This is a genomic window from Ensifer sp. EB106-03-01-XG145 (assembly GCF_058792075.1).
The window spans coordinates 1,193,160-1,217,625 of the sequence record NZ_JBYTEC010000001.1 but is presented as its reverse complement, the minus strand read 5'-3'; the positions used below and the strand labels follow the sequence as shown (position 1 = coordinate 1,217,625).

Genomic DNA, 24,466 nt, shown 5'->3' with positions numbered 1-24,466 from the left:
TAATTGGTGACTAAAGGCGTCAAGTATAAAGATTGCCCGGACTGACGGCTGTCAGTTGGCATGCGATTCTCGGTTGCGTCCGACCGCGAGCAGAGGGAATTCAGCAACCATACCGGGCGCGAATGGGCGGCCGGCCGAAATCTTCAGACTCCCTTAAATGCGGGCTTCCATAGTGCCGTTGGATCCGGACACCACTATCCGGCACACATTGGGGACCACGACAGAATGACCAGGCAAGTTCCAGCGGACGCCAGCCGATCGCAGGCGAGGCAGGCGGCGATCATTCTGAAAGTGGCGCATGCAATGTCCGCGCACGGGGTCGCTGCCCTGCCCCGCAACTACGAGCTTTTCTACGAGGCGCTGTCCGGTCGCCTGCCCCAGCTTTCCCGGGAGCTTGCCGAGCTCGGGCACAATCCGCAACAGGACTCACTGGACGCTTTGGGCCTCAAGCACCACCTCGTCTCCCACGCAGCCCTCGCCGCGGACCGGGCGAGAGCGACAGCCCAGGAAGCCCTCGCCGACATGGCCAGCACGCTCAAGCTTGCGCTGGCGCAGAAGCAAACATTCAAGACCGAACTCGATCATTTCACCAGTCGGCTGGCAGCTGACCCCGTCGTCGGCCTGTCGGAGTTCGCGAACGATGCCGCGCGGCTGCGCGAAGCGGCAGGCCGTTTGATGAACGAAGAGAGTGCTCTGCAGCACACCCTGGAAACCAGGGCGCAGCGCATGGCCGAACTCGAGGGAGATCTCGCCGAAAGCCGCCGGTCGCTCACCCGCGACCCCGCTACCGGCTTGCCGAACCGTCTGGCGCTGACAGCGAAGCTCGACTCCATTCTCGAAACGGAGCGAACCGACCAGCCGGTCGCCCTGCTTCTCGCCTCTGTAGAAGGACTTCGCGGGATGGCCGAGCACCACGGTGGCACGGTTGCGAGCAAGGCGCTCACCAAGCTGTCGGCGCTGTTTCGCAAGTCGATCAAGAAGAACGACTTCGTCGCCCGCGTGGGTCAGCAGGACTTCGCCTTCGTCTGCCGGGACGCCAGCGTCGAAAACGCCGAAGCCATTGTTCGGCGCCTGTGCCAATCCGTGGAGGAACTGAAGGTCACCCTTCCGGGGCGCGCGCACACCGCCGAGACGCTCTCGCTTGCGGCCGGGATCACCATAGCGCAGCCGGCATCGACGAGCGCCGATCTCCTGACCCAGGCCGAATTGGCACTGGCCGGCGCGCGCGATGGCGCCGGCATCCTCTGTTATTCGGCGGCACTCGGCCGCGACCGCGGCAGGACCTACGGTCAGAACGCCGCCTGAGTGTCGCGCGTCAGGCGGCGACCGGCTGGCGGTTTTCGTCGATCTCCGTCGCCTTCTCCCGGAGACAGCCAAGCAGGCGAAAGAGTTCGGTGCGCTCGCAATCATCGAGCGCCGAGAACAATTCGTCGATCGTGCGATGACGTGGCTGTAGCGCCGCTTCCAGTGCGAACCGGCCGCGATCGGTGATCGAGATGATCTTCGCGCGGCGATCTTCCGGGTCCGCTTCACGGACGACCATGCCGTCGCGCTCCAACCCGTCGATCGCTTCGGTGACGGTTCTCGCCGCAAAACCGAGCGCTGAGGCGATATCCGCGCAGCGACAGGGCCCCAGCGTGTTGAGATAGAACAGGAATTTGCTGCGCGCGAGCGAAACGCCTTCCTCCGACATCGATGTGTTCACCAGGCGATGAACGCACTGATAGAGATCGAAGAGCCGCTCGGCGACTTCGATTTTTTCTGTCATGGCAATGTACCTCATTTGGCAACGCCAAAACGAAACAACCCGGCCCCGCGTGGCGGGACCGGGCTGTTCGGTCAACCGTTTGGCGTGACTTACTGCTTGTTTTCGTCGGCCTGGCCGAGAGCCTTGGCGCCGCTGTCGGCGATCGCGCCGGTTGCCGTCGCATCGACGGATCTGTCTTCGACGCCCGCATAATAGTCGCCGCGGCTGGTCGTGCTGGCGGAGACACCGGCGCCGGCGGACGCTTCGGCGCGGCCGGTGAAGAGCGGCGTGGAGCTCACACCCTCATAGTAGCTGCCGCCGGCCACAGCGGCCGACGCGCCGCCAAGCATGGCGGCCGCAACGAGGATCGCGGCAATGGACTTCTTCATAGATCGGTTCCTTGGTGGAGGTAGACGGTGGGGCTATGCCCCGCCTGGGCGCTTGGGAGGTCGCCTCATAGGATCATGGCAATGATCAATCAAATCCCTTGAAAGAGGGTGCGGGGAGAAACCCACACCCCTTCTTCGTCGCGGTTAGCGCGAAATACCCTGATAGTACTCACCTTCGCCGCCGATCACGCTCTTCGGCGCAACACCGTAGTTGACGACCGAACCGGTCCGGGTGCTGTCAACATAGCCAGCTTCCGAATTGCCGATGGTGAAGGAGGTCTTGCCCGTCACCGCAGGCGTGCGCTCGGTGTAGAGCGGCGTCGGGCTGACGCCTTCGTAGTAGCTGCCGCCGGCGAAGGCAGCGGAGGCGCCACCGAGGATGGCGGTTGCAACGAGAGCGGCGGAAAGAGCGGTCTGGATTGCAGTTTTCATGATCTTCACTCCTGGGAGGCTCGTTCACATGAACGAGGTTTCATCTAAATTGTCCGTGGCCGGATCGGTCGTCCCTCTAAACGCGGGGCCCTTGCCGATGGCGTTCAGTCGATCGAGGCGGTCAGAAGAGCGTTCCCCGCCCTTCCATTATTGAGATGGTCCCTCACGATGAGGATGTGTAGTATCGATTGTCGGAACGCCTTGTTCAAAAATCGATAACAATGCCCCCTTGAAATCGAGAACGGGCACCGAGCGGTCACTCAGGCGAACGCGGCCAGGATGCGCCTCTTGCCTTCCCGGACGAGTCCGGGCAAAAGGCCGCAATGATCCAGATTTCCGGCCTTTCCGCCCGTATTGCGGGCCGTCTCCTCATCGAAAACGCATCCGTGACGCTTCCGGCGGGCACGAAGGCCGGGCTCGTGGGGCGCAATGGTGCCGGCAAGTCGACGCTGTTTCGCATCATCACCGGTGAATTTGCCTCCGAGGCCGGCAGCGTCTCCTTGCCGAAGAACGCCCGTATCGGCCAGGTGGCCCAGGAAGCGCCCGGCACCGAGGAACCGCTGATCGAGATCGTGCTGAAGGCCGACAAGGAACGCTCGGCCCTGATCGCCGAAGCCGAGACCGCAACCGATCCGCACCGCATCGCCGAGATCCAGACCCGGCTTGCCGATATCGGCGCCCACTCGGCCGAAGCGCGGGCCGCGAGCATTCTCGCCGGCCTCGGCTTCGATCACGAAGCGCAATTGCGCCCGGCCTCCTCCTTCTCCGGCGGCTGGCGCATGCGCGTCGCGCTCGCCGGCGTGCTCTTCTCCGAGCCGGACCTGTTGCTGCTCGACGAGCCGACCAACTATCTCGACCTCGAAGGCACGCTCTGGCTTGAGGACTACATTCGCCGCTATCCGCACACGGTCATCATCATCAGCCACGACCGCGATCTGCTGAACACTGCGGTCAACGCCATCGTGCATCTCGACCAGAAGAAGCTTACCTTCTATCGCGGACCCTATGACCAGTTCGAGCGGCAGAAGGCCGAGGCCGACGAGCTGCAGATGAAGGCGAAAGCCAAGAACGATGCGGCGCGCAAGCACCTGCAGAGCTTCATCGACCGCTTCAAGGCCAAGGCCACCAAGGCCCGCCAGGCGCAAAGCCGCGTGAAGGCACTTGAGCGCATGGGCACGATTGCGGCGGTGATCGAGGATCACGTCCAGGGCTTCTCCTTCCCGGACCCGGAGAAGGAAGCCGCCTCGCCGATCATTGCCGTCACCGGCGGTACCGTTGGCTACGAGCCCAGCAAGCCGATCCTCAAGCGGCTGAACCTCAGGATCGATACCGACGACCGCATCGCGCTGCTCGGTTCGAACGGCAACGGCAAGTCGACCTTCGCCAAATTCATCTCCGGCCGACTGGCGCCGGAGGCGGGCGAACTGAAGATCGCGCCGAACCTCAAGGTCGGTTTCTTCGCCCAGCACCAGCTCGACGACCTCATCCCCACGCAGAGCGCCGTCGAGCATGTGCGCCGGCGCATGCCGGACGCCCCCGAAGCCAAGGTGCGTTCGCGCGTGGCGCAGATGGGGCTGGCGACGGAAAAAATGGAAACGCCTGCCAAGGATCTCTCGGGTGGCGAGAAAGCACGGCTGCTGATGGGCCTTGCCGCCTTCGACGCACCGAACCTCCTGATCCTCGACGAGCCGACCAACCACCTCGACATCGACAGCCGCAACGCGCTGATCACCGCCCTCAACGACTATTCCGGCGCTGTCATCCTGATCTCGCACGATCGCCATCTGATCGAGGCAACGGCCGACCGGCTGTGGCTGGTGCGCGACGGAACGGTGACGAGCTACGACGGCGACCTTGAGGATTATCGCAGCCTGATCGTCGGCGGACCCAAGCCCAAGGACGACAAGGCCAAGCCGAACGGAGCCGATGACAGCCTCTCGAAGGCGGACCAGCGCAAGGTCAATGCCGACAAGCGCGCTTCGCTGGCGCCGCTCCGCAAGAAGATCAATGAAATCGAATCCTTGACCGGAAAACTGGAGAAACTGATTCAGGCACTTGATGTGGAACTGGCCAATCCGGTGCTCTACGAAAAGTCGCCTGCGAAAGCCGCCCAGAAAGCCAAGGAACGCTCCGACGCGGCAGTGAAACTCGCTCACGCCGAAGAGCAATGGCTCGAGCTTTCCGCCGAGTATGAAGAGGCAATGGCCGGCTGACAGTAGCCTGCCCGACCGGTCAGCCCAGTTCGAACGTGGTGATGCCGTAGATCCGGGTGAGCGGCAGCCCGGGGTCGGGCCCGCGATACATGCGCGCGGTCTCGAACACCAGCCGTAGATTGTAGCGATCGCAAAGCGCCTTGGCCGAGGCGTTCGGTTCGGGGATGTCGAGGTAAATTTCGCTACCATTGACACCGGCGGCGAGCTTGCGGAAGACCAGATCGGCGCCGGTCTCGGTGTCGGAGAAGAGCGGTCCAATCTTGAACCCGTTTCGGCAAGCCCGGATCGTTCCATAGGCCGCCACCGCGCCGTCGCGCAGCAGCAGGATACTGCGCCGTCCATCGCTCGACTTCAGCCATTCGCGAAGGAACGCCTCGCGACGCGCCGGGACGAAGCGGCGGTCGTACTCGGTGAGCAGCGACATATGGATCGGCGCGACCTCCAAAAGATCGGCGCCGGGCGGCTCGATTACGTCGATGACACCGCCGTAGCGGATGTTCGCATGGGCATAGGTGAAGCCGGACCGCCGATAATTCTCCTGCTGTGCGACCACGCCGTCGAGGCCGACGATGCGGTTCCTGGCGACGGCCATCGCCTGTTGCCACAGTTGCCGACCGATCCCCTTGCCGCGGTATTCCGGTCGCGTGATGTAGAATCCGAGAAAGGCGTAGTTTTCGTTGTATCGCACCAGCGAGATGGCGCCGACCGGCCCGTCCTCTCCATCGGCTATCCAGTAACCGTCCGGATCGGCCGCCCAGAAGGCGCCGACATCACCGAGCCCGGGATTCCACCCCTCCTCGGCCGCCCACTCGATCATGACGTCGAGTTCGGCGCGGCTGGCACGACGGATTTGCTGCTGCATGGTTCACTCCTCTTGGGCGGTCCCTATCGTCAGCCCGGTTGACGGGACGAATCGGCACGTCCAGTGGTAGAGCTAGCGCGGTGGCGTTCAGAGGGAATGATAATCTGTCGATTTCCCCGACATTGATGGCATATGCTGGCGACGGACCGGCGGCGCTTGTCCGCCCTGCGCAATCTGCTACAAGAGCCGACAATAAGTCATACAAATCGAGCGGAACACCATGGCCCCCATCAAAATTGCCCTTGTCGGCGTCGGCAAAATCGTTCGCGACCAGCACCTGCCGGCGATCGCCAAGAACAGCGACTATCACCTGATCGCCGCCGCAAGCCGGCATGGCACGGTCGACGGCATCGACAACTTCAAATCGATCGAGACGATGCTCGAAGCCGTGCCTGCGATCGAGGCCGTATCGCTCTGCATGCCACCGCAGTATCGCTACGAGGCCGCCCGCGCAGCACTCGACGCCGGCAAGCATGTGTTCCTGGAAAAGCCTCCGGGCGCCACCCTCAGCGAGGTCGCAGACCTCGAGGCGCTGGCGGCATCGAAGGGGCTGTCGCTGTTTGCGAGCTGGCACTCCCGCTACGCGCCGGCCGTGGAAGCGGCAAAATCCTTCCTGGCGGCAACGACGATCAATGATGTCCAGGTCATCTGGAAGGAAGACGTGCGCCACTGGCACCCGAACCAGGAATGGATCTGGGCGGCGGGTGGCCTCGGCGTCTTCGATCCCGGCATCAACGCGCTTTCGATCGTCACCCACATTCTGCCGCGCCCGCTGTTCGTGACCTCGGCCGTGCTCGAATTCCCCGAGAATCGCGACGCGCCGATTGCTGCCACCATCACCTTCACGGATGGGAAGAAACTGCCGGTTTCCGCCGAATTCGACTGGCGCCAGACCGGCAAGCAAAGCTGGGATATCGTCGCCCGGACGGCGGCGGGCGAGATGGTGCTGTCCGAAGGCGGCGCCAAGCTCGCCGTCGACGGCAAGCTCGTGCATCAGGAGCCGGAACAGGAATACCCAATGCTCTATCGGCGTTTCGCCGAGATCGTCAAAGCCGGACGGTCGGACGTCGATCTCGCGCCGCTGCGTCACGTCGCCGACGCCTTCATGCTCGGCAAGCGCAAGTTCGTCGAAGCGTTCCACGACTGATTTTCCAGACAGGCAGAAACGCAAAGCCCGCGGTATCGGCCGCGGGCTTTGTTCGTCGCAATGCGCTGTAAACTCAGGCCTTCTTTTCCCACCGGCCGTCGCGGTTCTGCTGCCAGTAGGTGAGGCTGTGCCCCTCCCCCTTCAGCCGCTTCCAATGGGCGCGCGCGCCTTCGACCTGATCCTGATCGTAGCCGTCGAACATGAAGACGATGCGCTCATAGGTCGAAACATCAGGCGGGCTGGCGCCATCGATGACGAAACGCACCGTCGCCGCATTCGCATTGCCTTCGTCCGCCACCAGCAACACCGGCTGATCGGCAGCGAAATCACCGGCATCCGTGCCATGCGGCAGGAAGCTCTCGTCGCGATAGACCCAGAGATGCGTGTCCAGCGCGTCACGCCGCTCGGCATCGATCGTCTGCACGGCCACCCGCCAGCCGCGCTCGACACTCTTGTCGAGCAACGGCGGCAGCGCGTCTTCGAGCTTCGATTCCGTCAGGTGATAGAACAGGATTTCGGTCATGCCGATCGCTTCCCGCTTTTCGTCACGTCCAGCACGGCCGGTCAGGATTCGTAGCTCGCCCGCACCAGTTCATCGAGCAGCCGGACGCCGAAGCCCGAGCCCCAGGACTGGTTGACCTCATCCGTCGGCGCGCCCATGGCGGTGCCGGCGATATCGAGATGCGCCCAGGGCGTGTCCTTGACGAAACGCTTCAGGAACTGCGCCGCCGTCACCGCGCCGCCGTGGCGGCCGCCGGTGTTCTTCATGTCGGCGAACTTGCTGTCGATCATCTTGTCGTATTCCTTGCCGAGCGGCATGCGCCACAGGCGTTCCTGCGTCGCCATGCCGGCGGCAAGGAGCTGCCCGGCCAGACGGTCGTCGTTGGAGAACAGGCCGGCGTGATGGGTCGCAAGCGCAACCATGATGGCGCCGGTCAGCGTCGCAAGGTCGATGATTGCCTGCGGTTTGAAGCGGTCGTTGCAATACCAGAGCGCATCGCAGAGCACGAGACGGCCTTCGGCGTCAGTGTTGATCACTTCGATCGTCTGGCCGGACATCGAGGTTACGATGTCGCCGGGGCGCTGGGCGCTGCCGTCGGGCATGTTTTCCACAAGGCCGATGATGCCGATGGCGTTGACCTTCGCTTCACGCGCGGCCAGCACATGCATGAGGCCGGTGACGGCGGCCGCACCGCCCATGTCGCCCTTCATTTCCTCCATGCCGGCGGCCGGCTTGATCGAGATGCCGCCGCTGTCGAAGACGACGCCCTTGCCGACAAAGGCGAGCGGCCGTTCCTTGGCCTTGCCGCCCTTCCACTGCATGATCACGAGGCGCGGCGGTCGGGTAGACCCCTGGGCGACGCCGAGCAGCGCGCCCATGCCGAGCTTTTTCATTTCCTTTTCCGTGAGGATCTCGACCTCGACGCCGAGCTTCTCCAGTTCCTTCGCCTTGGCGGCAAACTCGACCGGCCCCAGCACGTTCGCCGGCTCGTTCACCAGGTCGCGCGCCAGGAACACGCCTTCAGCCACCGCCTCTGCTGTGCCGAAAGCCTTTTTCGCGGCAATGACGGTACCGGTGACGATCGTGACCTTGGTCGGCTTGCCGGAGGACTTGGCGTCGTCATCGGACTTCTTGGTCTTGTAGCCGTCGAAGCTATAGGCGTTCATCTCCATGCCGAGCGCGAAATCTGCGGCCGCCCTGCCGGTCACGTCGACCCCAGGCGCATCGACGAATACGGTCACCTTGTCGACTGAGCCGAGTTTCGCCGCAACGGCGCCGCCGGCCTTCAGCCAATCGTGATCCGAAAGCGCATCCGCCTCTCCGAGGCCAAACACAATGATTCGGTCAGCCGGCGAGCCATGCGGCGCAACAATATCGAGGCTGGAGAACGCCTTTCCGGTGAACTTCTTCACCTTGGCTGCCTTTGTCACGACGTCTTCCGGATCGGCGACATCCGTGCCGGCCGCGGCTCCGCCACCCGACGTCTTGAGGAGCACGGCAACGCCGCCGCTCGGCCGGTGGGACTTGGCAAAGGTGAACTCGAACTTCATCGGCATTGAAAAACTCCGGGATATTTTCCTGTTTCCGTGCGCAGCCAGAGAATCGAAAGTAGCTTCCGAGAGCCGGGCGCCAGGGCAAGGTGATCTGGCCGCGACGCATCTGGACGACACGGCGAGGCTTGTGGCGATCCGCCCTGTTACCGGGCGGTTACAGTGGAAAATATTCGCAACATTCGCCACCGTCAAAGCTGTGGCCGGCACCCTTCTCGCTTTTCAACCGCTTGGCAAGATGCCCCCGGATGTTTACATGCGGTTAACCGAGGTTCTTCGCCTTAAATTATCCCTGTTGCTTCACAGTTTGAGCGACACGAAATAGCGGGTAAGAACCGGGCTTCGGTTTGGACCCGGGCAATGCCCGGTCCGACGCCGCCGCCGGACAGAAACATGAGCAGGATTTTGGACCGGACACGGGCATGAAGCTGATCGAACGCTACATCTTCCGGCGTGCCTTGGTCATGTTCCTCGCGACACTCCTGCCATTGCTCGGCATTGTGTGGACGACGCAGGCGCTTGCCAACGTCAACCTGGTTACCGACAGCGGCCAGTCGGTTCTGGCCTTCGCCAAACTGGCAACCCTCATCCTGCCTTCGGTCATCCCGATCATCCTGCCCTTCGCACTGGTCATCGGCGTCACCCAGACCCTGACCACGATGAACACCGATTCGGAACTGACCGTGCTCAACGCCGCCGGCAGTTCGCGCATGGCCATCATCCGGCCGGTCATCTATCTGGCCGCGGCCCTGAGCGTCCTGTCCTTCGCGGTCGATAACTTCGTCGAGCCCTATTCGCGCGTTTCGGTACGCAAAATGCTGGCGACCGCCAACGCCGACCTTCTGTCGTCGGTCGTTCAGGAGAATTCGTTCCGCAAGGTTGCCGACGGGCTCTACGTTCAGGTCGGAGCACGGCGCAGCGGCGGCGTATTGCAGGGCATCTTCGTTGCCGATTCGCGCAATCCCGCCTTCGAGCTCGTCTATTACGCCCGCGAAGGCGCGGTGGATGAAAAGAGCTCCGCGCTGGTGATGAAGGACGGCGAGGTGCAACGCAAACTGCCTGACGGCAGCGTCTCGATCATCAAGTTCGATTCCTATGCCTTCGACCTCGCCGACATGACCAAGACCACGCGCGAGGCGACGATCCGGGCGAAGGACCGCGACCTGGCCGGCCTTCTCAATCCCGATCCGAACGATCAGGTCTACAAGAACAATCCGCTTGCCTTCACAGCCGAGATCAACCGCCGCCTGACGGAGTGGACCTTTCCGCTGCTCTTCGGCCTGATCGCACTGGTGTTCAGCAGCGATGCGCGCTCTCACCGGGAAGCACGCGTCCATCCAATGGTGAGCGCGCTCGGAACAGCGCTGCTCATCCGCTGGATGACCTTCTATGCCGGCAACAGCGCCGAGGATTCCATCTGGTTCGTGCCGCTGATGTATATCGTGCCGCTCGCAGCCGGCGGACTCTGCATTCACCAGCTGGTGAGCAACAAACGTCTGGATATCCCGATGACCGGGCAGGAAAAGCTGCAGGATCTCCTGGTTCGCCTGCGCCTGGTTCGGCGTGACGCCGAGGGAGGGCAGCCATCATGATGGGCACGCTCGGACGCTATTTCTTCATCCGCTATGTGATCACCACTTTCTGGTTCCTCGTCGGCATCTTCTCGCTGATCTTCATCATCGACTTCAGCGAGCAGGCGAGCCGCCTGGCGAACCTGCCGCACTATTCGATCACCGGCGCTCTGCTGATGACCGCCCTCCGTATCCCGCTGATCCTCCAGCAGACGATACCGTTTGTGGCGCTGTTTTCGGCAATGGCGGCGCTCATCTCCCTCAACCGGCGCTACGAACTGGTCGTGACCCGCGCCGCAGGTATTTCCGTCTGGCAGTTCCTGCGTCCCTTCGTCCTTGGCGCCTTCCTCTTCGGCGTGCTCGCTGTCGTTGCGCTCAACCCGCTGGCGGCCTGGGGAACGAAGCGTGGGGAGGCACTGCTGGCGGAATGGGGCGCCTCGCGATCCTCGGATTCCGGATCGATTCCGTGGCTGCGACAGATCTACAACGGTACCGATACAATCATCGGCGCGCGCTCGGTCCAGGACAATGGCACGACGCTCCTCAACGTCACCGTTATCCACTTCGATCCACAGGGAACGATCATTCTGAGACAGGATGCGACGTCCGCGAAACTCGAAGATGGTTACTGGCTTCTTAACGAAGTAACTGAAACGCGAAACGGCCAGCTGCCGCGGCGTTTGAAAACAGCACAACTCAGCACCAATCTGAAAGCCGAGTTTGTTCAGGAACGTCTTGCAAAGGCTGATTCCATTCAGTTTTTTGACCTTCCGGCAAAGATCGAGGTGGCTCGCTCCTTTGGTTTTTCAACCAATGGCATGGAAACCCAATTTCACTCGATGCTCTCGCTGCCACTGCTTCTCGTCGCCATGACGCTGATAGCCGCCTGCGTGTCGCTCAAGTTTAGCCGGTTTAACCAATCTAGCTCCGTAATTCTCGGTGGCATCCTTTCAGGCTTCGTGCTTTATGTCGTCACCGTGCTTGTCAAAGCATTCGGGAGCAGCGGCATTGTGCCTCCTTTCGTTGCAGCCTGGTTGCCAGTTGTTGTAGCGATGGCGCTGGGCTCGACGATTCTTTTAAATCAGGAGGATGGCTAGTGGCGGTAGTGAACCGCAAACGCATGACGCTGATCAACGCTACCCTGCTTGCAGGCGTGGCGCTGCAGACACTTGCCATGGGAATGAGTGCGCCTGCGATGGCGCAGCAGACTTCGGACCGCCTCGATTCGCTGCGCCCGAACATGCCAGAAGACGCCAAGCTGCTTCTGTCCGCCAATGAGCTCGTTTACAACAAGGACGCCGAGAAGGTGATCGTGCGCGGCAACGTGCAGATCGACTACGGCGGCTATAAGATGGTGGCCCGTCAGGTCGAATACGACCAGAAGAATGGCCGCATCTATGCATCCGGGGAAATCCAGTTCATCGAGCCGGGCGGCAATGTCGTCTACGCCGACAAGATGGACGTCACCGACGATTTCGGCGACGGCTTCCTTGAGCAGATGCGAATCGAAACCACCGATCTGACCCGTCTTGCCGCCACGAGCGGCGAGCGTCGGAACGGTGAGGAGTTCATCTTGAACGAGGCCGTCTACACGGCCTGCACGCCCTGCTCGACCAAGCCGGAGCATCGCTCGCTGTGGCATATCAAGGCGCAACGCGTCGTTCAGAACGGTCGCACGCGGACGATTCGGCTTGAGAATGCCCGCTTCGAACTCTTCGGCAAGCCGATCGCCTATATCCCGGTGATGGAGCTGCCCGACCATACGGTCAAGCGCAAGAGCGGCTTCCTGTTCCCGACGTTCCGCTCGGCCCAGAAGCTCGGCGTCGGCGTCGGCGTCCCCTACTATTGGGCGATCTCGCCCTATATGGATGCAACGGCAACCGTGACGGGCCTGACCCGGCAGGGCTTCCTGCTGGAGGGCGAGTTCCGTCAGCGGTTCCACAACGGCTTCCATACGCTGAACGTTGCCGGCATCAGCCAGCTCGACAAGAGCAAGTTCACGCCGGGCACGGTCGACGCGATGAAGACCAATCGCGGCATGATCGCGTCGCGGGCTGAATTCGAGATCAACCCGCGCTGGACGTTCGGCTGGAACGTCCTCGTCCAGTCGGATGCCAACTTCGCCAAGACCTACGAACTGTCGAACTTCGATAACACGACCTATGTCAACCAGGCCTATCTGACCGGCCTCGGCAAGCGAAACTTCTTCGATCTGCGCGCCTTCTACTTCGACATTCAGGACGCGGACCCGAATAGCATCAATGAAAACCAGCAACCCGTTACGCAGGTCCTTGACTACTCCTACAAGGCGCCAAAGCCCGTGCTGGGCGGCGAGCTTTCGGCAACCGTCAACTTCACGAACGTCAAACGAAACCGGCTGGACCTCGAAACCGTCCCCGGTGTCGTCAATCGTTTCCGCGGCCTTGAGGGCACGACCCACCGCCTGACCGGCGAGCTTGAATGGAAGCGCATGTTCATCGCTCCCGGCGGTCTCGTCGTCACGCCGCTCCTTGCGGCGCGCGGCGATGCCCTCGGCCTCAACATGGACGCGCCGGGACCGCTCTACACCAGCGACTACGACACCAGCGACGCGGCGACGCGGCACATGTTGACCGCCGGTCTCGAAGCCCGTTACCCGATCCTGTTCGTCGGCGAAAACAGCAGCCACGTGCTTGAGCCGATCGCTCAGCTCTACGCACGCCCTGACGAACAGGACGCCGGTGGCCTGCCGAACGAAGACGCCCAGAGCTTTGTGTTCGATGCGACCAACCTTTTCGACCGCGACAAGTTCTCTGGCTTCGACCGGGTCGAAGGTGGTACGCGCGCCAATGTCGGCTTCCGCTATACCGGTACCTTCGACAGTGGCTACGGCCTGCGCAGCATCGTCGGCCAATCCTTCCATCTCGGAGGCCTGAACTCCTTCGCAACCGACGACCTGGTGAAGGCCGGCGCGAATTCCGGTCTGGAAACCAAGCGCTCGGACTATGTCGCGATGTTCGGCATCGACGCACCGTCCGGCCTGATGGCGAGCCTCTCGGGCCGCCTCGACGAAAAGGATCTGGCACTGCGCCGTGCCGATGCGACCGTCGGGTATCTCGGCACGACGTGGCAGGCGGCGATGACCTATACACGCATCGAAGCGCAGCCGCTTTATGGCTCGCAGGTGAACCAGGACGAAATCCAGACGGCGGCCGCCTACAAGTTCCATGACTACTGGTCGGTCTTTGGTGCCATCACTTACGACATCAACCAGGACGTCATCACGCGCAACGGCTTCGGCATCACCTACGACGATCAGGACACCCTGTTCTCGCTTGTCTACAAGCAGGAACGCGATACCGGCAGCACGCTGGCGAACGATTGGTCGATCGGCGCCAGAATCAGCTTCCGTACGCTCGGTGACGTGAATGTCGGCGACACCAAGTTCGAAGAGCTGGATTACTATTAAGATCATTGAAACGAGGGGGCGGAACGCGAAGTTCGCCCCCTCGCGCAATTTTGGGCTGCTCAAACGGTCTTGTCATCGTTTGGCCGCATGTATTATGCATTTCCTCCGACAAGATAAGGCAACGGCGCAAAGCCGGTAGGCGGACAAGGCCCGACGGCGGTGATCGTCCGGCAAACAGGAAAAGGTAATGGGCGGGAAAATGTCGATCTTGAGGACGCTTTCGGTATTGGCTGTGGCCGGAGCCCTGAGCATCGCGGCATGTGCCGGTGCGCAGGCTGCAAGCCAGGTCAAGGTAACGGTCAACAACACCGTGATCACCTCGGGCGATATTGCCAAGCGGGTTGCATTCCTGCGTCTTCAGCGCCAGAAGGGCGGCCCCGAGGAAGCGAAGAAGCAACTGGTGGACGAGGTCCTGAAGCGCGCCGAAATCGTTCGCATCGGACAATCCGTCAGCACGCAGGACGTCGATGCCGCCTATGCCCGTTTTGCTGCGGGCAACAAGCTTTCGGCGGAACAGCTCGGCAAGATCCTCGACCAGGCCGGTGTCGGCGCCGATCACTTCAAGCAATTCATCGCCGTACAGATGAGCTGGCCCCGCGCGGTCAACTTCCGCTATGGCAATTCGAGCCGCCTCCAGGGCGCCGATCTCGTCAAGCGGATGATGGAAGGCGGCGGCAACAAGCCGGTGACCACCGAATACTTCCTGCAGCAGGTGATCTTCGTCATTCCCGAGAAGAAGCGCGGCGCCATCACGGCAAAGCGGCAGGCCGAGGCGAACGCCTCCCGTTCACAGTTCCCGGGCTGCGAGACGTCGAAGACCTTTGCCGCCAACTATCGCGACGTTTCGATCCGCAGTCTCGGCCGGATGCTTGCCCAGCAGCTGCCGGACGAGTGGAAGCCGTTGGTCGAGAAGGCCGGGGAGAACGGCACGACCGGAACCCGCGTGACCGAAAAGGGCGTCGAGTACCTGGCAATCTGCAAGAAGCGTGAAGTCAACGACGACACGGCCGCAGAAATCGTCTTCCGTGCCGAGGACATCGGCAAGAAGAAGGCCGGCGGGGAAGATCCGAACAGCGAAAAATACCTCGAGGAACTGCGCAAGAAAGCGCAGATCGTCAACAAGTAAGCACAGCGGCAACATGCGCGAACCAACCGGCGGACCACTCGCCCTGACCATGGGCGACCCGGCCGGTATCGGGCCGGACATCAGCCTTTCGGCCTGGCTTGGCCGCCGCGAACACGCGACGGCACCCTTCCTGTTCATCGGGGATCCTTCGGTGCTTGCCGCGCGTGCGGCGACGCTTGGCTATTTGGTTCCCCTTCGGGAGACGGATTGTGCCGGCGCCATGTCCGCGTTCGATGCGGCGCTGCCGGTGCTGCCGCTTGCCTGCCCTCACCCGGTCACTGCAGGCGATCCCGACACTGCCAATGCCAGCGCCGTCATCGGCGCGATCGACACGGCAGTACGGCTCGTGACCGCCGGCGAAGCCTCCGCGGTCGTGACCAACCCGATCGCCAAGGCAGTCCTTTACGATGCCGGCTTCCGCTTTCCGGGCCATACCGAGTACCTGGCGGATCTCGCCGAGAAAGCAACGGGGCAACCTGTTCTGCCTGTCATGATGCTTGCCGGGCCGAAGCTGCGCGCCGTCCCCGTCACGATCCACATCCCGCTGAAGGATGTGCCGCACCAGCTGACGCCGGATCTCATCTATCGCACCTGCGTGATAACGGCGGCGGATCTGCGCAACCGCTTCGGGCTTGAGCGCCCGCGCCTCGCGATCGCCGGACTGAATCCACACGCCGGCGAAAACGGCGCGCTCGGCCTTGAGGATGACGCGATCATCCGCCCCGTCATCGACCGGCTGCGCGCTGAAGGCATCGATGCCGTGGGGCCGCTGCCCGCGGATACCATGTTCCACGATCGGGCGCGCGCGACCTACGACGTTGCGATCTGCATGTACCACGATCAGGCGCTGATCCCGGCAAAGGCGCTCGGCTTCGACGACAGCGTCAACGTCACGCTCGGCCTTCCCTTCATCCGCACATCGCCCGACCACGGTACTGCCTTCAGTCTGGCCGGCAAGGGCGTTGCCCGCGACGACAGCTTGAGAGCTGCGCTCGACCTTGCCGCAACGCTCGCGGCCAATATGCCAGGAGATACCCGCTGATGGCCGCGCTCGACGGTCTCCCCCCCTTGCGCGACGTGATCCAGCGCCACGGCCTCGACGCCAAGAAGGCGCTCGGCCAGAATTTCCTGCTCGACCTCAACCTGACACAGAAGATCGCGCGGACTGCCGGTTCGCTCGAAGGCGTGACGGTCATCGAGGTCGGCCCTGGTCCCGGTGGCCTGACGCGCGCCATCCTGGCTCTCGGCGCCAAGAAGGTCATCGCGATCGAACGCGACTCCCGCTGCCTGCCGGCGCTTGCCGAAATCGGCGCGCATTATCCCGGCCGGTTGCAAGTGATCGAAGGCGACGCCCTGAAGACGCGGTTCGAGACGCTTGCCGACGGCGGGCCGGTCAAGATCATCGCCAACCTGCCTTACAATGTCGGCACGCAATTGCTGGTCAACTGGCTGCTGCCCGAACGCTGGCCGCCTTTCTGGCAATCGCTGACGCTGATGTTCCAGCGTGAAGTGGGCCTCAGGATCGTCGCCGAGGCGGATGACGATCACTACGGGCGCCTCGGTGTGCTCTGCGGCTGGCGTACAGAGGCACGGATGGCCTTCGACGTGCCGCCGCAAGCTTTCACGCCGCCACCCAAGGTGACGTCATCGGTGGTCCATCTGGAGCCCGTGGAAAATCCGATCCCCTGCTCCGTTTCATCTCTGGAGAAGGTAACGCACGCTGCCTTCGGCCAACGCCGCAAAATGTTGCGGCAAAGCCTGAAGCCGCTTGGCGGCGAGGCCCTGCTGGCAAAGGTCGATATCGACCCGCAGCGACGGGCCGAGACGCTTTCGGTGGAAGAGTTCTGCCGGTTGGCAAACTGCCTCTAAGCGAGAGACCAATCGCGACCGGTCAGCCGCCAGTCGGGCGAGATATGGCGCGATTCGAAAATGGCTCCCGAAGGAGCCATTCTTTTGCAGTTGTCAGAACGGGTTCTCCGTCAGGAGCCCGTTGACGAAGTCAAACAGACCCGGGCGCCGGTCGCGGCGCAGACGCTCCGCCTCGACAATCGCCCGCACCGCAGAAAACGCGCGGTCGAGGTCGTCGTTGAGGACGATGTAGTCGTATTCCCGCCAGTGCTCGATCTCGGCGCGCGAATTGGCAAGCCGCGTGGCAATCACCTCTTCGCTGTCTTCCGCCCGGCGATGCAGGCGTGACTGCAGCTCGGCCATCGACGGCGGCAGAATGAAGATCGACACGACGTCGCCGGCCATCTTTTCCTGAAGCTGCTGAGCGCCCTGCCAATCGATGTCGAAGAGCATGTCGCGGCCGGCGGCCATCGCCGCTTCGACGGCGTCGCGCGGCGTTCCGTAGAAGTTGCCGTGCACCTCGGCCCATTCGAGCAGCGAGTCGGTTGCCCTGAGCGCCTCGAATTCACGGATCGTCTTGAAATGATAATGCCGTCCGTCGATTTCGCTCGGGCGGCGCTGGCGCGTCGTCACGCTGACGGAAATGCTCATCTCCGGATCAGCTTCCAGGAGGTTGCGCGCGATCGTCGATTTTCCAGCACCGGACGGCGAGGAAATGACGAGCATCAGCCCACGACGGGCAATCTTGATGGGCGAAGGGGTCGCCGGGGTCATGCTTTACTCCAGATTCTGGACCTGTTCGCGGAACTGGTCGATGACGACCTTGAGTTCGATGCCGGCGGCCGATACGGCGGCCGCATTCGACTTGGAACAGATCGTATTCGATTCTCGGTTAAATTCCTGTGCCAGGAAGTCGAGCTTGCGGCCAACCGGGCCGCCCTTCGACAACAGATCGCGCGCCGCAACGATGTGCGAGCCGAGCCGGTCGATTTCTTCCCGAAGATCCGCCTTGGTGGCAAGCAGCGCCACTTCGGCGTAGAGGCGTTCCCGGTCGAGCGAGGAGCCATTGTCCATGACCAGGGCCACCTGCTGCGCGAGCCGATCGGCGATCGCCGCGGCGCTGCGCGATGGATCCGCCTCTACCGTCGCCGTGAGTGTCTCGATGCCTTCAACCTGCGCCAGCAGGATCTGACAGAGCGTGGCCCCCTCGTCTTCGCGCATGACACGGAGGTCGGAAAGCGCCAGCCTCAGTCCTTCGAGGATGTCCGTATCAAGCGCGGCGCGCTCCTCTTCGCTTTCTTCCGGTTCGCGAAAATCGACAATGCCGCGGATGGAAAGCAACGTGTCGAACTTCAGCGGCGCCGGGTCGACGAGATCGCCGAGCTGTTCGCGCAAGTTCAAGACCGCCGTCAGCGCACCCTGATTGACCACCGCCTCGACGGTCGCTTCCGCGCCGCTGACGGAAAGTCCGATCTGGAGATTGCCGCGCGAAAAATAATCGGCCGCGAGCCTGCGCACTTCGGGCTCGAAGCGCTCGAGCCCCTGCGGCAGGCGTAACCTGAGATCAAGACCCTTGCCGTTGACGGAGCGCAGTTCCCAGGCCCAACGGCGGCGGCCACTGCTGCCTTCCCTCCGGGCAAAGCCGGTCATCGATTGGAGCGGCATCGTCACCTCCGTTGTGTTTCAGCAGAAGCAATAAGTCGACGGCGCGGCATCCCGCAAGGGATATCCGCGCCGTGATCTATCCGTCCACAATGCAGGCGTTTATTGCGGCTGCGCTGCTGTCGCTGCCGGTTCGGCCGTTCCAGCGTCGGCGGCCGCCTTTGCGGCTTCCGCAGCCTTCTCGGCTTCCACCTTGCGCCAACGCCTTACATTCGCGTTGTGTTCGTCCAGGGTCTCGGCAAAGACATGGCCGCCCGTACCGTCGGCCACGAAGTAGAGCTCCGGCGTGCGCGAAGGATTGGCGACCGCCTCCAGCGCTGCACGGCCCGGATTGGCGATCGGCGTCGGCGGCAGCCCCTTGATGATATAGGTGTTGTAGGGCGTCTGCTTGTCGATGTCGGACTTCAGGATCGGTCGGTCCGCCGGCTTTCCGTCACCGCCGAAAATGCCATAGATGATCGTCGGGTCGGACTGCAGCCGCATGCCCTTGTCGAGCCGGTTGATGAAGACGGAGGCGACCCGTGGCCGTTCGTCGGCGCGGCCGGTTTCCTTCTCCACGATCGAAGCCAGCGTGACGAGTTCCTCGACCGTCGAGACCGGCAGGTTCGGATCACGCTTCTCCCAGATCTGATCGACCAGAACCTTCTGGGCGGCAACCATCTGCTGAACGATCTCGCCGCGCTTGGTACCGCGTGTGAACTTGTAGGTATCGGGCATCAGCGAACCTTCCGGCGGAAGCTCGGTCGGCAGATTGCCAACCAGGACCGGATCGTCGGAAAGCTTGTGGAACATCTGCTTGACGGTCAGGCCTTCGGGCAGAGAAACCGAATAGAGGATCGACTTGCCCGACTTCAGAAGCTGCATCACGTCCTGCATCGACGAGCCGGCCTTGATCTCGTATTCGCCGGCCTTCAGCGTCTCGTTGTCGAGATAGGCCTCCGAGACGAAACGGAAGACGCGCGCATCGGTGATGATGTTGCTGCGCTCGAGACCGCTGGCGATCTCGCTCATGCCGGCGCCGCCCCTGACGATGAAGTTCTGGTTTGCCTGCAGCGGACCCGGCTTCTCGTACTGATGCATGGCATAGTAGACCGTGCCGGCCGCAGCGAGTGCCGCAAAGACGATGATGGTCATCACGAAATTCAGGAAAATCACCACCTGGCTGCGCGCCTTGCGCGACCGCTTCGGGGGCTGTGGCACTTTTTCCGGGCGCAGTGCCTCGTTTGCCGATTTCGGAATGATCGGCCCGTTGCTCGCGTTTTCATTGCGGCCGAATTGCGCCGCGCCGTTATCGTTTGAGTCGCTCACGATTATCCCGAACCCGAAATTCGCAGCCTCATTCTCTATCCTGCCCCGGTGCGAATTTCGGACTGGACCATGGCAGGCTTAAGTCAATTTCATAAACGGCGCCGACCTGGCGGGCGGCATTCCGCAGTCTTCAACACAATAGACCTGCGGCGCGGTGCATTGGCACCCAAGAACCACAGAAATGTGTCGGTTCACCGTCCATTCAAGAGAACGCGATGGGGACCTGACACTTTACAGAACCGCACGTCTTATAGGACGCGTTAAGGTCGCTGTAACACTCTAAATGGCTGCCTGCTTCATCCTTAAACCGGACAGGAGACATGCAGTCGTTCGGAACGCGCCGCCTTCGGTTATCCCTGGGGCGAACGACATGTTCCCGGCAATAGCTAAATGGCAAGCTGACAGATATGCCTTGCGCGAACATAGCGGTCGGCAACGCCGCCGCGATGGCGGCGCATCCTCCCAAAACATGCTTGTAGCGAGCAATGCGGCAAAAGCAGGATCATCGGACCGACTTGTTGGATCGATCCGATGATTGGCAGGGGCCCGATCAGGCGCCCGTGTAACGGCGCAGGACCAGAGAGGCGTTCGTGCCGCCGAAGCCGAAGGAGTTCGACAGCGCCACGTTGATCTCGCGGTTGCGCGCGACGTGCGGCACGAGGTCGATCTTGGTTTCCACAGACGGATTGTCGAGGTTGAGCGTCGGCGGCGCAATATTGTCGCGAATCGCGAGCACCGAAAAGATCGCTTCGACAGCACCGGCAGCGCCAAGCAGGTGACCGATCGCCGACTTGGTCGAGGACATGGAGATCTTCGACGCATGCTCGCCGACCAGGCGCTCGACCGCGCCGAGCTCGATCGTGTCCGCCATGGTCGAGGTGCCATGGGCGTTGATGTAGTCGATGTCGGCCGCCGTCAGTCCGGCGCGCTTCAGCGCCATCTGCATGCAGCGATAGGCGCCGTCACCATCTTCCGACGGCGCGGTGATGTGGAAGGCATCGCCGGAAAGGCCGTAACCGACCACTTCCGCATAGATCTTGGCGCCACGCGCCTTGGCGTGCTCGAGCTCTTCGAGGATGACGACGCCGGCGCCCTCGCCCATGACGAAGCCGTCACGGTCGACATCGTAGGGGCGAGATGCCTTTTGCGGGTCGTCATTGTGCTGGGTGGACAGCGCCTTGCAGGCGGCAAAGCCCGCGAGCGAGATCCGGCAGATCGGCGATTCAGCACCGCCGGCGACCATGACGTCGGCATCGCCGAGCGCGATCAGGCGGCTGGCGTCACCGATCGCGTGCGCGCCGGTCGAGCAGGCGGTCACGACCGAGTGGTTCGGGCCGCGCAGCTTGTGGCGGATCGACACCTGGCCCGAGGCGAGGTTGATCAGACGGCCGGGAATGAAGAACGGCGAAATGCGGCGGGGGCCCTTGTCGCGCAGCGTATAGCCGCCTTCGACGATGCCTTCGAGACCGCCAATGCCCGATCCGATCAGCACGCCGGTCGCGATCTGGTCCTCGTCGGTCTCCGGCTTCCAGCCGGCGTCGGCAAGCGCCATGTCGGCGGCCGCCATCGCGTAGACGATGAACGGATCGACCTTGCGCTGCTCCTTCGGCTCCATCCAGTCGTCGGCGTTGAAGGTGGCATCGGTGCCGTCACCGAAGGGAATGCGGCAGGCGATCTTGGCAGGAAGGTCCTCGACCTCGAATTCGGTTACCTTGCGTGCAGCATTCTGCCCGGCAAGAAGGCGCGCCCACGTCGCCTCAGTTCCGCAACCCAAGGGAGATACCATGCCGGTACCGGTGATAACGACACGTCTCATAGTCCGCGACCCACCCTGACTTTTCAATTTCAGAGCCGGATCGGACCACGTGTGACGAACTCGATCCGGGCATCCATTTTAAGGTTCTCATTCACGATCAGAGGGAAAAGCGGAGAACGCTTGCTGATCGGCACCCGCGCTTGCGGGACAGCCCACTTCCCTAGGCTGAAACGGGCCGCTTTCGGCGGCCCGTCTGCGGCCGTAGCCGCTCAGATATTAGGCCTGAGCCTTTTCGATGAACTTGACGGCGTCGCCGACAGTCAAAATCGAGTCAGCAGCGTCGTCCGGGATTTCAACGCCGAATTCTTCTTCGAAAGCCATGACCAGTTCGACGGTGTCGAGCGAGTCCGCGCCGAGGTCATCGATGAAGCTTGCGCCTTCGCTGACCTTTTCGGCGTCGACGCCAAGATGATCAATAACAATTTTCTTTACGCGTTCTGCGATATCGCTCATGTCGGAGTTCCTCGACCTTCGTTTCTGTAGGCGCCTATTCCGGCACCGGTACTCTTATGTAAGCCTGATAGACCAAGACGGCCTACCCGGCAATCCATCCAACCGGAACTGCGGCAAACCCAGGGCAGCCAAGGCTGCCGGACACCTGGCGGGACCGGTCGACTGCTAACAGTCATGGCCCGATTAACACGGTTTAAGTCTGCCGCAAAGTCCGAAAATGCCTGACATTCGCTTGCTCAACATTGAATTTCAGGCATTTGGCAGGCGGTGTCCCGGGACGTTGAATATCACCCGTCGCACAATCTCGGCGGGCGGCACATCCCGGAAACCGGATCAGATCATGGCCATGCCGCCATTGACGTGAATCGTCTGGCCGGTGACGTAGCCAGCCTCGTTCGACGCGAGATAGACGACGGCCGACGCAATCTCCGCGCCGGTGCCCATGCGCTTCATCGGGATCGCGCCCATGATCGCGTCCTTCTGCTTGTCGTTGAGCTTGCCGGTCATCGCACTTTCGATGAAGCCTGGAGCAACGCAGTTGACGGTGACGTTGCGCGTCGCGATCTCCTGGGCCAGCGACTTGGAGAAGCCGATCATGCCGGCCTTGGAGGCACAGTAGTTGGCCTGGCCGGGATTGCCGGTGACGCCGACGATCGAAGTGATGTTGACGATGCGGCCGAAGCGGCGGCGCATCATCGGATGGGTGAGTTCGCGCGTCAGGCGGAACACGGCGGTCAGGTTCACTTCGAGAACAGCATCCCAGTCCTCGTCGCTCATGCGAACGAAGAGGCCATCCTTGGTAATGCCGGCATTGTTGACCAGAATGTCTACGCCGCCGAGCTCGGCTTCCGCCTTTTCGCCGAGCGCCTTGACTTCAGCGCGATCCGAAAGGTTGGCCGGGAAGAGCTGCACGCGATCGCCAAGTTCATTGGCGAGCGCTTCCAGCTTCTCGACGCGCGTGCCGTGCAGGCCGACGGTCGCGCCCTGTGCGTGCAGCATGCGGGCGATTTCTTCGCCGATACCACCGGATGCACCGGTGACGAGAGCCTTGCGGCCGGAAAGATCGAACATCTGATTGATTCCTTGTAACTGGTGCGCTTGTTCGACGGCTTACGCGAGCAGTGCTGCAAGAGCCGTGTCGATATCGGCAGGCGTATTGACGGCGATACCGTTGACAGTCTTATCGATCCGGCGGGCAAGCCCGGTCAGGACCTTGCCGGAACCGAGTTCATAAAGCGTCGTGACATTGTTGGCGGCAAACCATTCGACCGTCTCACGCCAGCGGACCTGGCCGGTGACCTGCTCGACGAGCAATCGGGCGATTTCGCCGGCGTCGCTGACCGGTGCAGCGAGCACGTTGGCGACCACGGGCACGACGGGATTGTGCTTCTCGACCTTGGCGAGAGCCTCGCGCATGGCGTCGGCGGCCGGCGCCATCAGGCTCGAATGGAAGGGTGCGGAGACCGGCAGCATCAATGCGCGCTTCGCTCCCTTTTCGGATGCCAATGCGGCAGCCTTCTCGACGGCAGACTTCTCTCCGGAAATGACCAGCTGGCCGCCGCCATTGTCGTTGGCGATCTGGCAGGAGCCGAGTGCCGAAGCCTCGCGGCAGACGGCTTCGACATCGGCATGCTCCAACCCGATGATCGCAGCCATCGCACCCTTGCCGACCGGTACGGCCGCCTGCATCGCGTTGCCGCGAATGCGCAGGAGACGCGCCGTGTCGGCGATCGAGAAGGTGCCGGCAGCACAGAGCGCCGAATACTCGCCCAGCGAATGGCCAGCGACGAAGGAGACCTTCGACTTGATGTCGAGTCCCCTGGCTTCGAGCACCCGGATGACGGCCATCGATACGGCCATCAGCGCCGGCTGCGCGTTCGCGGTCAGCGTCAGCGTTTCCTCGGGGCCGTTCCACATGATCTCGGACAGCTTCTCTCCGAGCGCCTCGTCAACCTCGGCGAAGACGGCAGCGGCTTCCGGAAAAGCGTCCGCCAGATCCTTGCCCATGCCGACAGCCTGGCTGCCCTGGCCTGGAAACGTGAATGCAATGCTCATGGGATAGTCCCTTCCCTAGATCACTATGATTTTGGGTCGAATCGACACAAAATCATAGTGATCGGTTCTTATGAGTTAGAGCGGGACGCGGGCGGATAACCGCACACGCTTTTTCTTGCCCCGCTCTGGTTTCCTCTCCATTCACATTCCTGAACGGCGAGTCAAGCGCGCAAGGCCCGCCGAACCGAGCCGCAGCCGCCTTTTGCCCTTGATCTTCACCAATCAAGGCGTAAGTTTGCCGCCCGAAGTCGACCTGCCTTCAACACTCCCAAGGGCGAAGGCTATCACTCCATTTCCGGCGCGCGCACCCCTTGTCCCACGGGGCCGATGCACGTCT

At 62.4% G+C, this 24,466-nt stretch carries 23 protein-coding genes; 10 read left to right on the top strand and 13 right to left on the bottom strand.

All coding sequences use genetic code 11. From position 1 onward, the window contains the following. The first annotated feature begins 303 nt into the window (after positions 1-303). Positions 304-1,305 (top strand): GGDEF domain-containing protein, encoded by a 1,002-nt coding sequence (locus AC3WWH_RS05925; RefSeq protein ID WP_058320219.1) that lies wholly within the window; start codon positions 304-306, stop codon positions 1,303-1,305. Between the two features lie 10 nt (positions 1,306-1,315). Here AC3WWH_RS05925 and AC3WWH_RS05920 read toward each other — a convergent pair whose 3' ends face one another. The 3 genes from AC3WWH_RS05920 to AC3WWH_RS05910 all read right to left on the bottom strand — a co-directional run bounded on the left by AC3WWH_RS05920 (position 1,316) and on the right by AC3WWH_RS05910 (position 2,568). Continuing rightward, a complete protein-coding gene (locus AC3WWH_RS05920) occupies positions 1,316-1,768 on the bottom strand; it encodes a MarR family winged helix-turn-helix transcriptional regulator (protein ID WP_058320220.1) in 453 nt (150 codons plus the stop codon). Positions 1,769-1,857: 89 nt separating this feature from the next. Further along, complete coding sequence (locus AC3WWH_RS05915) at positions 1,858-2,136, bottom strand: hypothetical protein (RefSeq protein WP_058320221.1); 279 nt, start codon at positions 2,134-2,136, stop codon at positions 1,858-1,860. A 144-nt stretch (positions 2,137-2,280) separates the two neighbouring features. After that, complete coding sequence (locus AC3WWH_RS05910; protein WP_057252679.1) at positions 2,281-2,568, bottom strand: hypothetical protein; 288 nt, start codon at positions 2,566-2,568, stop codon at positions 2,281-2,283. 323 nt (positions 2,569-2,891) lie between these two features. Here AC3WWH_RS05910 and AC3WWH_RS05905 point away from each other — a divergent pair, with 323 nt between their 5' ends. Beyond that, positions 2,892-4,781 carry an ABC-F family ATP-binding cassette domain-containing protein gene (locus tag AC3WWH_RS05905; protein WP_057252683.1) on the top strand — a complete coding sequence of 630 codons (1,890 nt, stop codon included), beginning with the start codon at positions 2,892-2,894 and terminating at the stop codon, positions 4,779-4,781. 19 nt (positions 4,782-4,800) lie between these two features. Here the strand turns inward: AC3WWH_RS05905 and AC3WWH_RS05900 are convergent, their stop codons facing one another. Next, positions 4,801-5,643: a GNAT family N-acetyltransferase gene (locus AC3WWH_RS05900; protein ID WP_058320222.1), complete on the bottom strand. Its 843-nt coding sequence runs from the start codon at positions 5,641-5,643 to the stop codon at positions 4,801-4,803. A gap of 220 nt (positions 5,644-5,863) precedes the next feature. On the opposite strand from AC3WWH_RS05900, the gene AC3WWH_RS05895 reads away from it, so the two are divergent. Then, positions 5,864-6,790, top strand: a complete 927-nt coding sequence (locus tag AC3WWH_RS05895; RefSeq protein WP_058320223.1) for a Gfo/Idh/MocA family protein — start codon at positions 5,864-5,866, stop codon at positions 6,788-6,790. 73 nt (positions 6,791-6,863) lie between these two features. Here AC3WWH_RS05895 and AC3WWH_RS05890 read toward each other — a convergent pair whose 3' ends face one another. Further along, positions 6,864-7,313 carry a DNA polymerase III subunit chi gene (locus AC3WWH_RS05890; protein ID WP_058320224.1) on the bottom strand — a complete coding sequence of 150 codons (450 nt, stop codon included), beginning with the start codon at positions 7,311-7,313 and terminating at the stop codon, positions 6,864-6,866. Positions 7,314-7,354: 41 nt separating this feature from the next. Further along, positions 7,355-8,848: a leucyl aminopeptidase gene (locus AC3WWH_RS05885; RefSeq protein ID WP_058320225.1), complete on the bottom strand. Its 1,494-nt coding sequence runs from the start codon at positions 8,846-8,848 to the stop codon at positions 7,355-7,357. Between AC3WWH_RS05885 and AC3WWH_RS05880 the strand changes: the two genes are divergently transcribed. The 7 genes from AC3WWH_RS05880 (at position 8,826) to rsmA (ending at position 16,856) form a co-directional block, all read left to right on the top strand. Further along, entirely contained in the window at positions 8,826-9,167 is a 342-nt protein-coding gene (locus AC3WWH_RS05880) for a hypothetical protein (protein WP_156432983.1), read from the top strand. The two genes, AC3WWH_RS05885 and AC3WWH_RS05880, sit on opposite strands and share 23 nt — an antisense overlap. A gap of 97 nt (positions 9,168-9,264) precedes the next feature. Continuing rightward, positions 9,265-10,434, top strand: coding sequence for an LPS export ABC transporter permease LptF (gene lptF / locus AC3WWH_RS05875; protein ID WP_058329472.1), 1,170 nt, complete (start codon positions 9,265-9,267; stop codon positions 10,432-10,434). Continuing rightward, positions 10,428-11,510 (top strand): LPS export ABC transporter permease LptG, encoded by a 1,083-nt coding sequence (gene lptG, locus AC3WWH_RS05870; RefSeq protein WP_058320226.1) that lies wholly within the window; start codon positions 10,428-10,430, stop codon positions 11,508-11,510. Before lptF ends, lptG begins: the two co-directional genes overlap by 7 nt. Beyond that, the gene (locus AC3WWH_RS05865) at positions 11,510-13,861 is read left to right on the top strand and encodes an LPS-assembly protein LptD (protein ID WP_492376900.1); all 2,352 of its coding nucleotides are present in this window, start codon (positions 11,510-11,512) and stop codon (positions 13,859-13,861) included. The genes lptG and AC3WWH_RS05865 overlap by 1 nt, the downstream gene beginning before the upstream one ends. Positions 13,862-14,048: 187 nt before the next feature. Beyond that, on the top strand, positions 14,049-14,987 hold the full coding sequence (locus AC3WWH_RS05860; protein WP_057252696.1) for a SurA N-terminal domain-containing protein: 939 nt from the start codon (positions 14,049-14,051) through the stop codon (positions 14,985-14,987). 13 nt (positions 14,988-15,000) lie between these two features. Then, on the top strand, positions 15,001-16,029 hold the full coding sequence (gene pdxA / locus AC3WWH_RS05855; protein WP_057252698.1) for a 4-hydroxythreonine-4-phosphate dehydrogenase PdxA: 1,029 nt from the start codon (positions 15,001-15,003) through the stop codon (positions 16,027-16,029). Then, the gene (gene rsmA / locus AC3WWH_RS05850; protein WP_057252700.1) at positions 16,029-16,856 is read left to right on the top strand and encodes a 16S rRNA (adenine(1518)-N(6)/adenine(1519)-N(6))-dimethyltransferase RsmA; all 828 of its coding nucleotides are present in this window, start codon (positions 16,029-16,031) and stop codon (positions 16,854-16,856) included. Before pdxA ends, rsmA begins: the two co-directional genes overlap by 1 nt. A gap of 93 nt (positions 16,857-16,949) precedes the next feature. On the opposite strand, the gene gmk is transcribed toward rsmA, so the two are convergent. The 7 genes from gmk to fabD form a co-directional block, all read right to left on the bottom strand. Further along, a complete protein-coding gene (gene gmk, locus AC3WWH_RS05845; protein WP_057252701.1) occupies positions 16,950-17,609 on the bottom strand; it encodes a guanylate kinase in 660 nt (219 codons plus the stop codon). A 3-nt stretch (positions 17,610-17,612) separates the two neighbouring features. Beyond that, the gene (locus tag AC3WWH_RS05840; RefSeq protein ID WP_057252703.1) at positions 17,613-18,500 is read right to left on the bottom strand and encodes a YicC/YloC family endoribonuclease; all 888 of its coding nucleotides are present in this window, start codon (positions 18,498-18,500) and stop codon (positions 17,613-17,615) included. A 99-nt stretch (positions 18,501-18,599) separates the two neighbouring features. Further along, positions 18,600-19,805, bottom strand: a complete 1,206-nt coding sequence (mltG, locus tag AC3WWH_RS05835; protein ID WP_058320228.1) for an endolytic transglycosylase MltG — start codon at positions 19,803-19,805, stop codon at positions 18,600-18,602. 550 nt (positions 19,806-20,355) lie between these two features. Beyond that, complete coding sequence (fabF, locus tag AC3WWH_RS05830; protein WP_058320229.1) at positions 20,356-21,621, bottom strand: beta-ketoacyl-ACP synthase II; 1,266 nt, start codon at positions 21,619-21,621, stop codon at positions 20,356-20,358. Between the two features lie 216 nt (positions 21,622-21,837). Further along, a complete protein-coding gene (locus tag AC3WWH_RS05825; protein ID WP_003531676.1) occupies positions 21,838-22,074 on the bottom strand; it encodes an acyl carrier protein in 237 nt (78 codons plus the stop codon). 333 nt (positions 22,075-22,407) lie between these two features. Then, a complete protein-coding gene (fabG, locus tag AC3WWH_RS05820; protein ID WP_034803959.1) occupies positions 22,408-23,145 on the bottom strand; it encodes a 3-oxoacyl-[acyl-carrier-protein] reductase in 738 nt (245 codons plus the stop codon). A 39-nt stretch (positions 23,146-23,184) separates the two neighbouring features. Continuing rightward, complete coding sequence (gene fabD, locus AC3WWH_RS05815) at positions 23,185-24,129, bottom strand: ACP S-malonyltransferase (protein ID WP_058320230.1); 945 nt, start codon at positions 24,127-24,129, stop codon at positions 23,185-23,187. Between the last annotated feature and the right edge of the window lie 337 nt (positions 24,130-24,466).

What these genes read in the sequence shown, in the direction of transcription:
- AC3WWH_RS05925 (WP_058320219.1), top strand. Translation starts at nt 304, where the DNA reads ATGTCCGCGCACGGGGTCGCTGCCCTGCCCCGCAACTACGAGCTTTTC.
- AC3WWH_RS05900 (WP_058320222.1), bottom strand. Translation starts at nt 5,643, where the DNA reads ATGCAGCAGCAAATCCGTCGTGCCAGCCGCGCCGAACTCGACGTCATG.
- AC3WWH_RS05825 (WP_003531676.1), bottom strand. Translation starts at nt 22,074, where the DNA reads ATGAGCGATATCGCAGAACGCGTAAAGAAAATTGTTATTGATCATCTT.
- AC3WWH_RS05905 (WP_057252683.1), top strand. Translation starts at nt 2,892, where the DNA reads ATGATCCAGATTTCCGGCCTTTCCGCCCGTATTGCGGGCCGTCTCCTC.
- fabF (WP_058320229.1), bottom strand. Translation starts at nt 21,621, where the DNA reads ATGAGACGTGTCGTTATCACCGGTACCGGCATGGTATCTCCCTTGGGT.
- pdxA (WP_057252698.1), top strand. Translation starts at nt 15,001, where the DNA reads ATGCGCGAACCAACCGGCGGACCACTCGCCCTGACCATGGGCGACCCG.
- fabG (WP_034803959.1), bottom strand. Translation starts at nt 23,145, where the DNA reads ATGTTCGATCTTTCCGGCCGCAAGGCTCTCGTCACCGGTGCATCCGGT.
- gmk (WP_057252701.1), bottom strand. Translation starts at nt 17,609, where the DNA reads ATGACCCCGGCGACCCCTTCGCCCATCAAGATTGCCCGTCGTGGGCTG.
- AC3WWH_RS05895 (WP_058320223.1), top strand. Translation starts at nt 5,864, where the DNA reads ATGGCCCCCATCAAAATTGCCCTTGTCGGCGTCGGCAAAATCGTTCGC.
- rsmA (WP_057252700.1), top strand. Translation starts at nt 16,029, where the DNA reads ATGGCCGCGCTCGACGGTCTCCCCCCCTTGCGCGACGTGATCCAGCGC.
- AC3WWH_RS05885 (WP_058320225.1), bottom strand. Translation starts at nt 8,848, where the DNA reads ATGCCGATGAAGTTCGAGTTCACCTTTGCCAAGTCCCACCGGCCGAGC.
- fabD (WP_058320230.1), bottom strand. Translation starts at nt 24,129, where the DNA reads ATGAGCATTGCATTCACGTTTCCAGGCCAGGGCAGCCAGGCTGTCGGC.
- AC3WWH_RS05910 (WP_057252679.1), bottom strand. Translation starts at nt 2,568, where the DNA reads ATGAAAACTGCAATCCAGACCGCTCTTTCCGCCGCTCTCGTTGCAACC.
- AC3WWH_RS05840 (WP_057252703.1), bottom strand. Translation starts at nt 18,500, where the DNA reads ATGCCGCTCCAATCGATGACCGGCTTTGCCCGGAGGGAAGGCAGCAGT.
- lptF (WP_058329472.1), top strand. Translation starts at nt 9,265, where the DNA reads ATGAAGCTGATCGAACGCTACATCTTCCGGCGTGCCTTGGTCATGTTC.
- AC3WWH_RS05890 (WP_058320224.1), bottom strand. Translation starts at nt 7,313, where the DNA reads ATGACCGAAATCCTGTTCTATCACCTGACGGAATCGAAGCTCGAAGAC.
- AC3WWH_RS05860 (WP_057252696.1), top strand. Translation starts at nt 14,049, where the DNA reads ATGGGCGGGAAAATGTCGATCTTGAGGACGCTTTCGGTATTGGCTGTG.
- AC3WWH_RS05920 (WP_058320220.1), bottom strand. Translation starts at nt 1,768, where the DNA reads ATGACAGAAAAAATCGAAGTCGCCGAGCGGCTCTTCGATCTCTATCAG.
- AC3WWH_RS05915 (WP_058320221.1), bottom strand. Translation starts at nt 2,136, where the DNA reads ATGAAGAAGTCCATTGCCGCGATCCTCGTTGCGGCCGCCATGCTTGGC.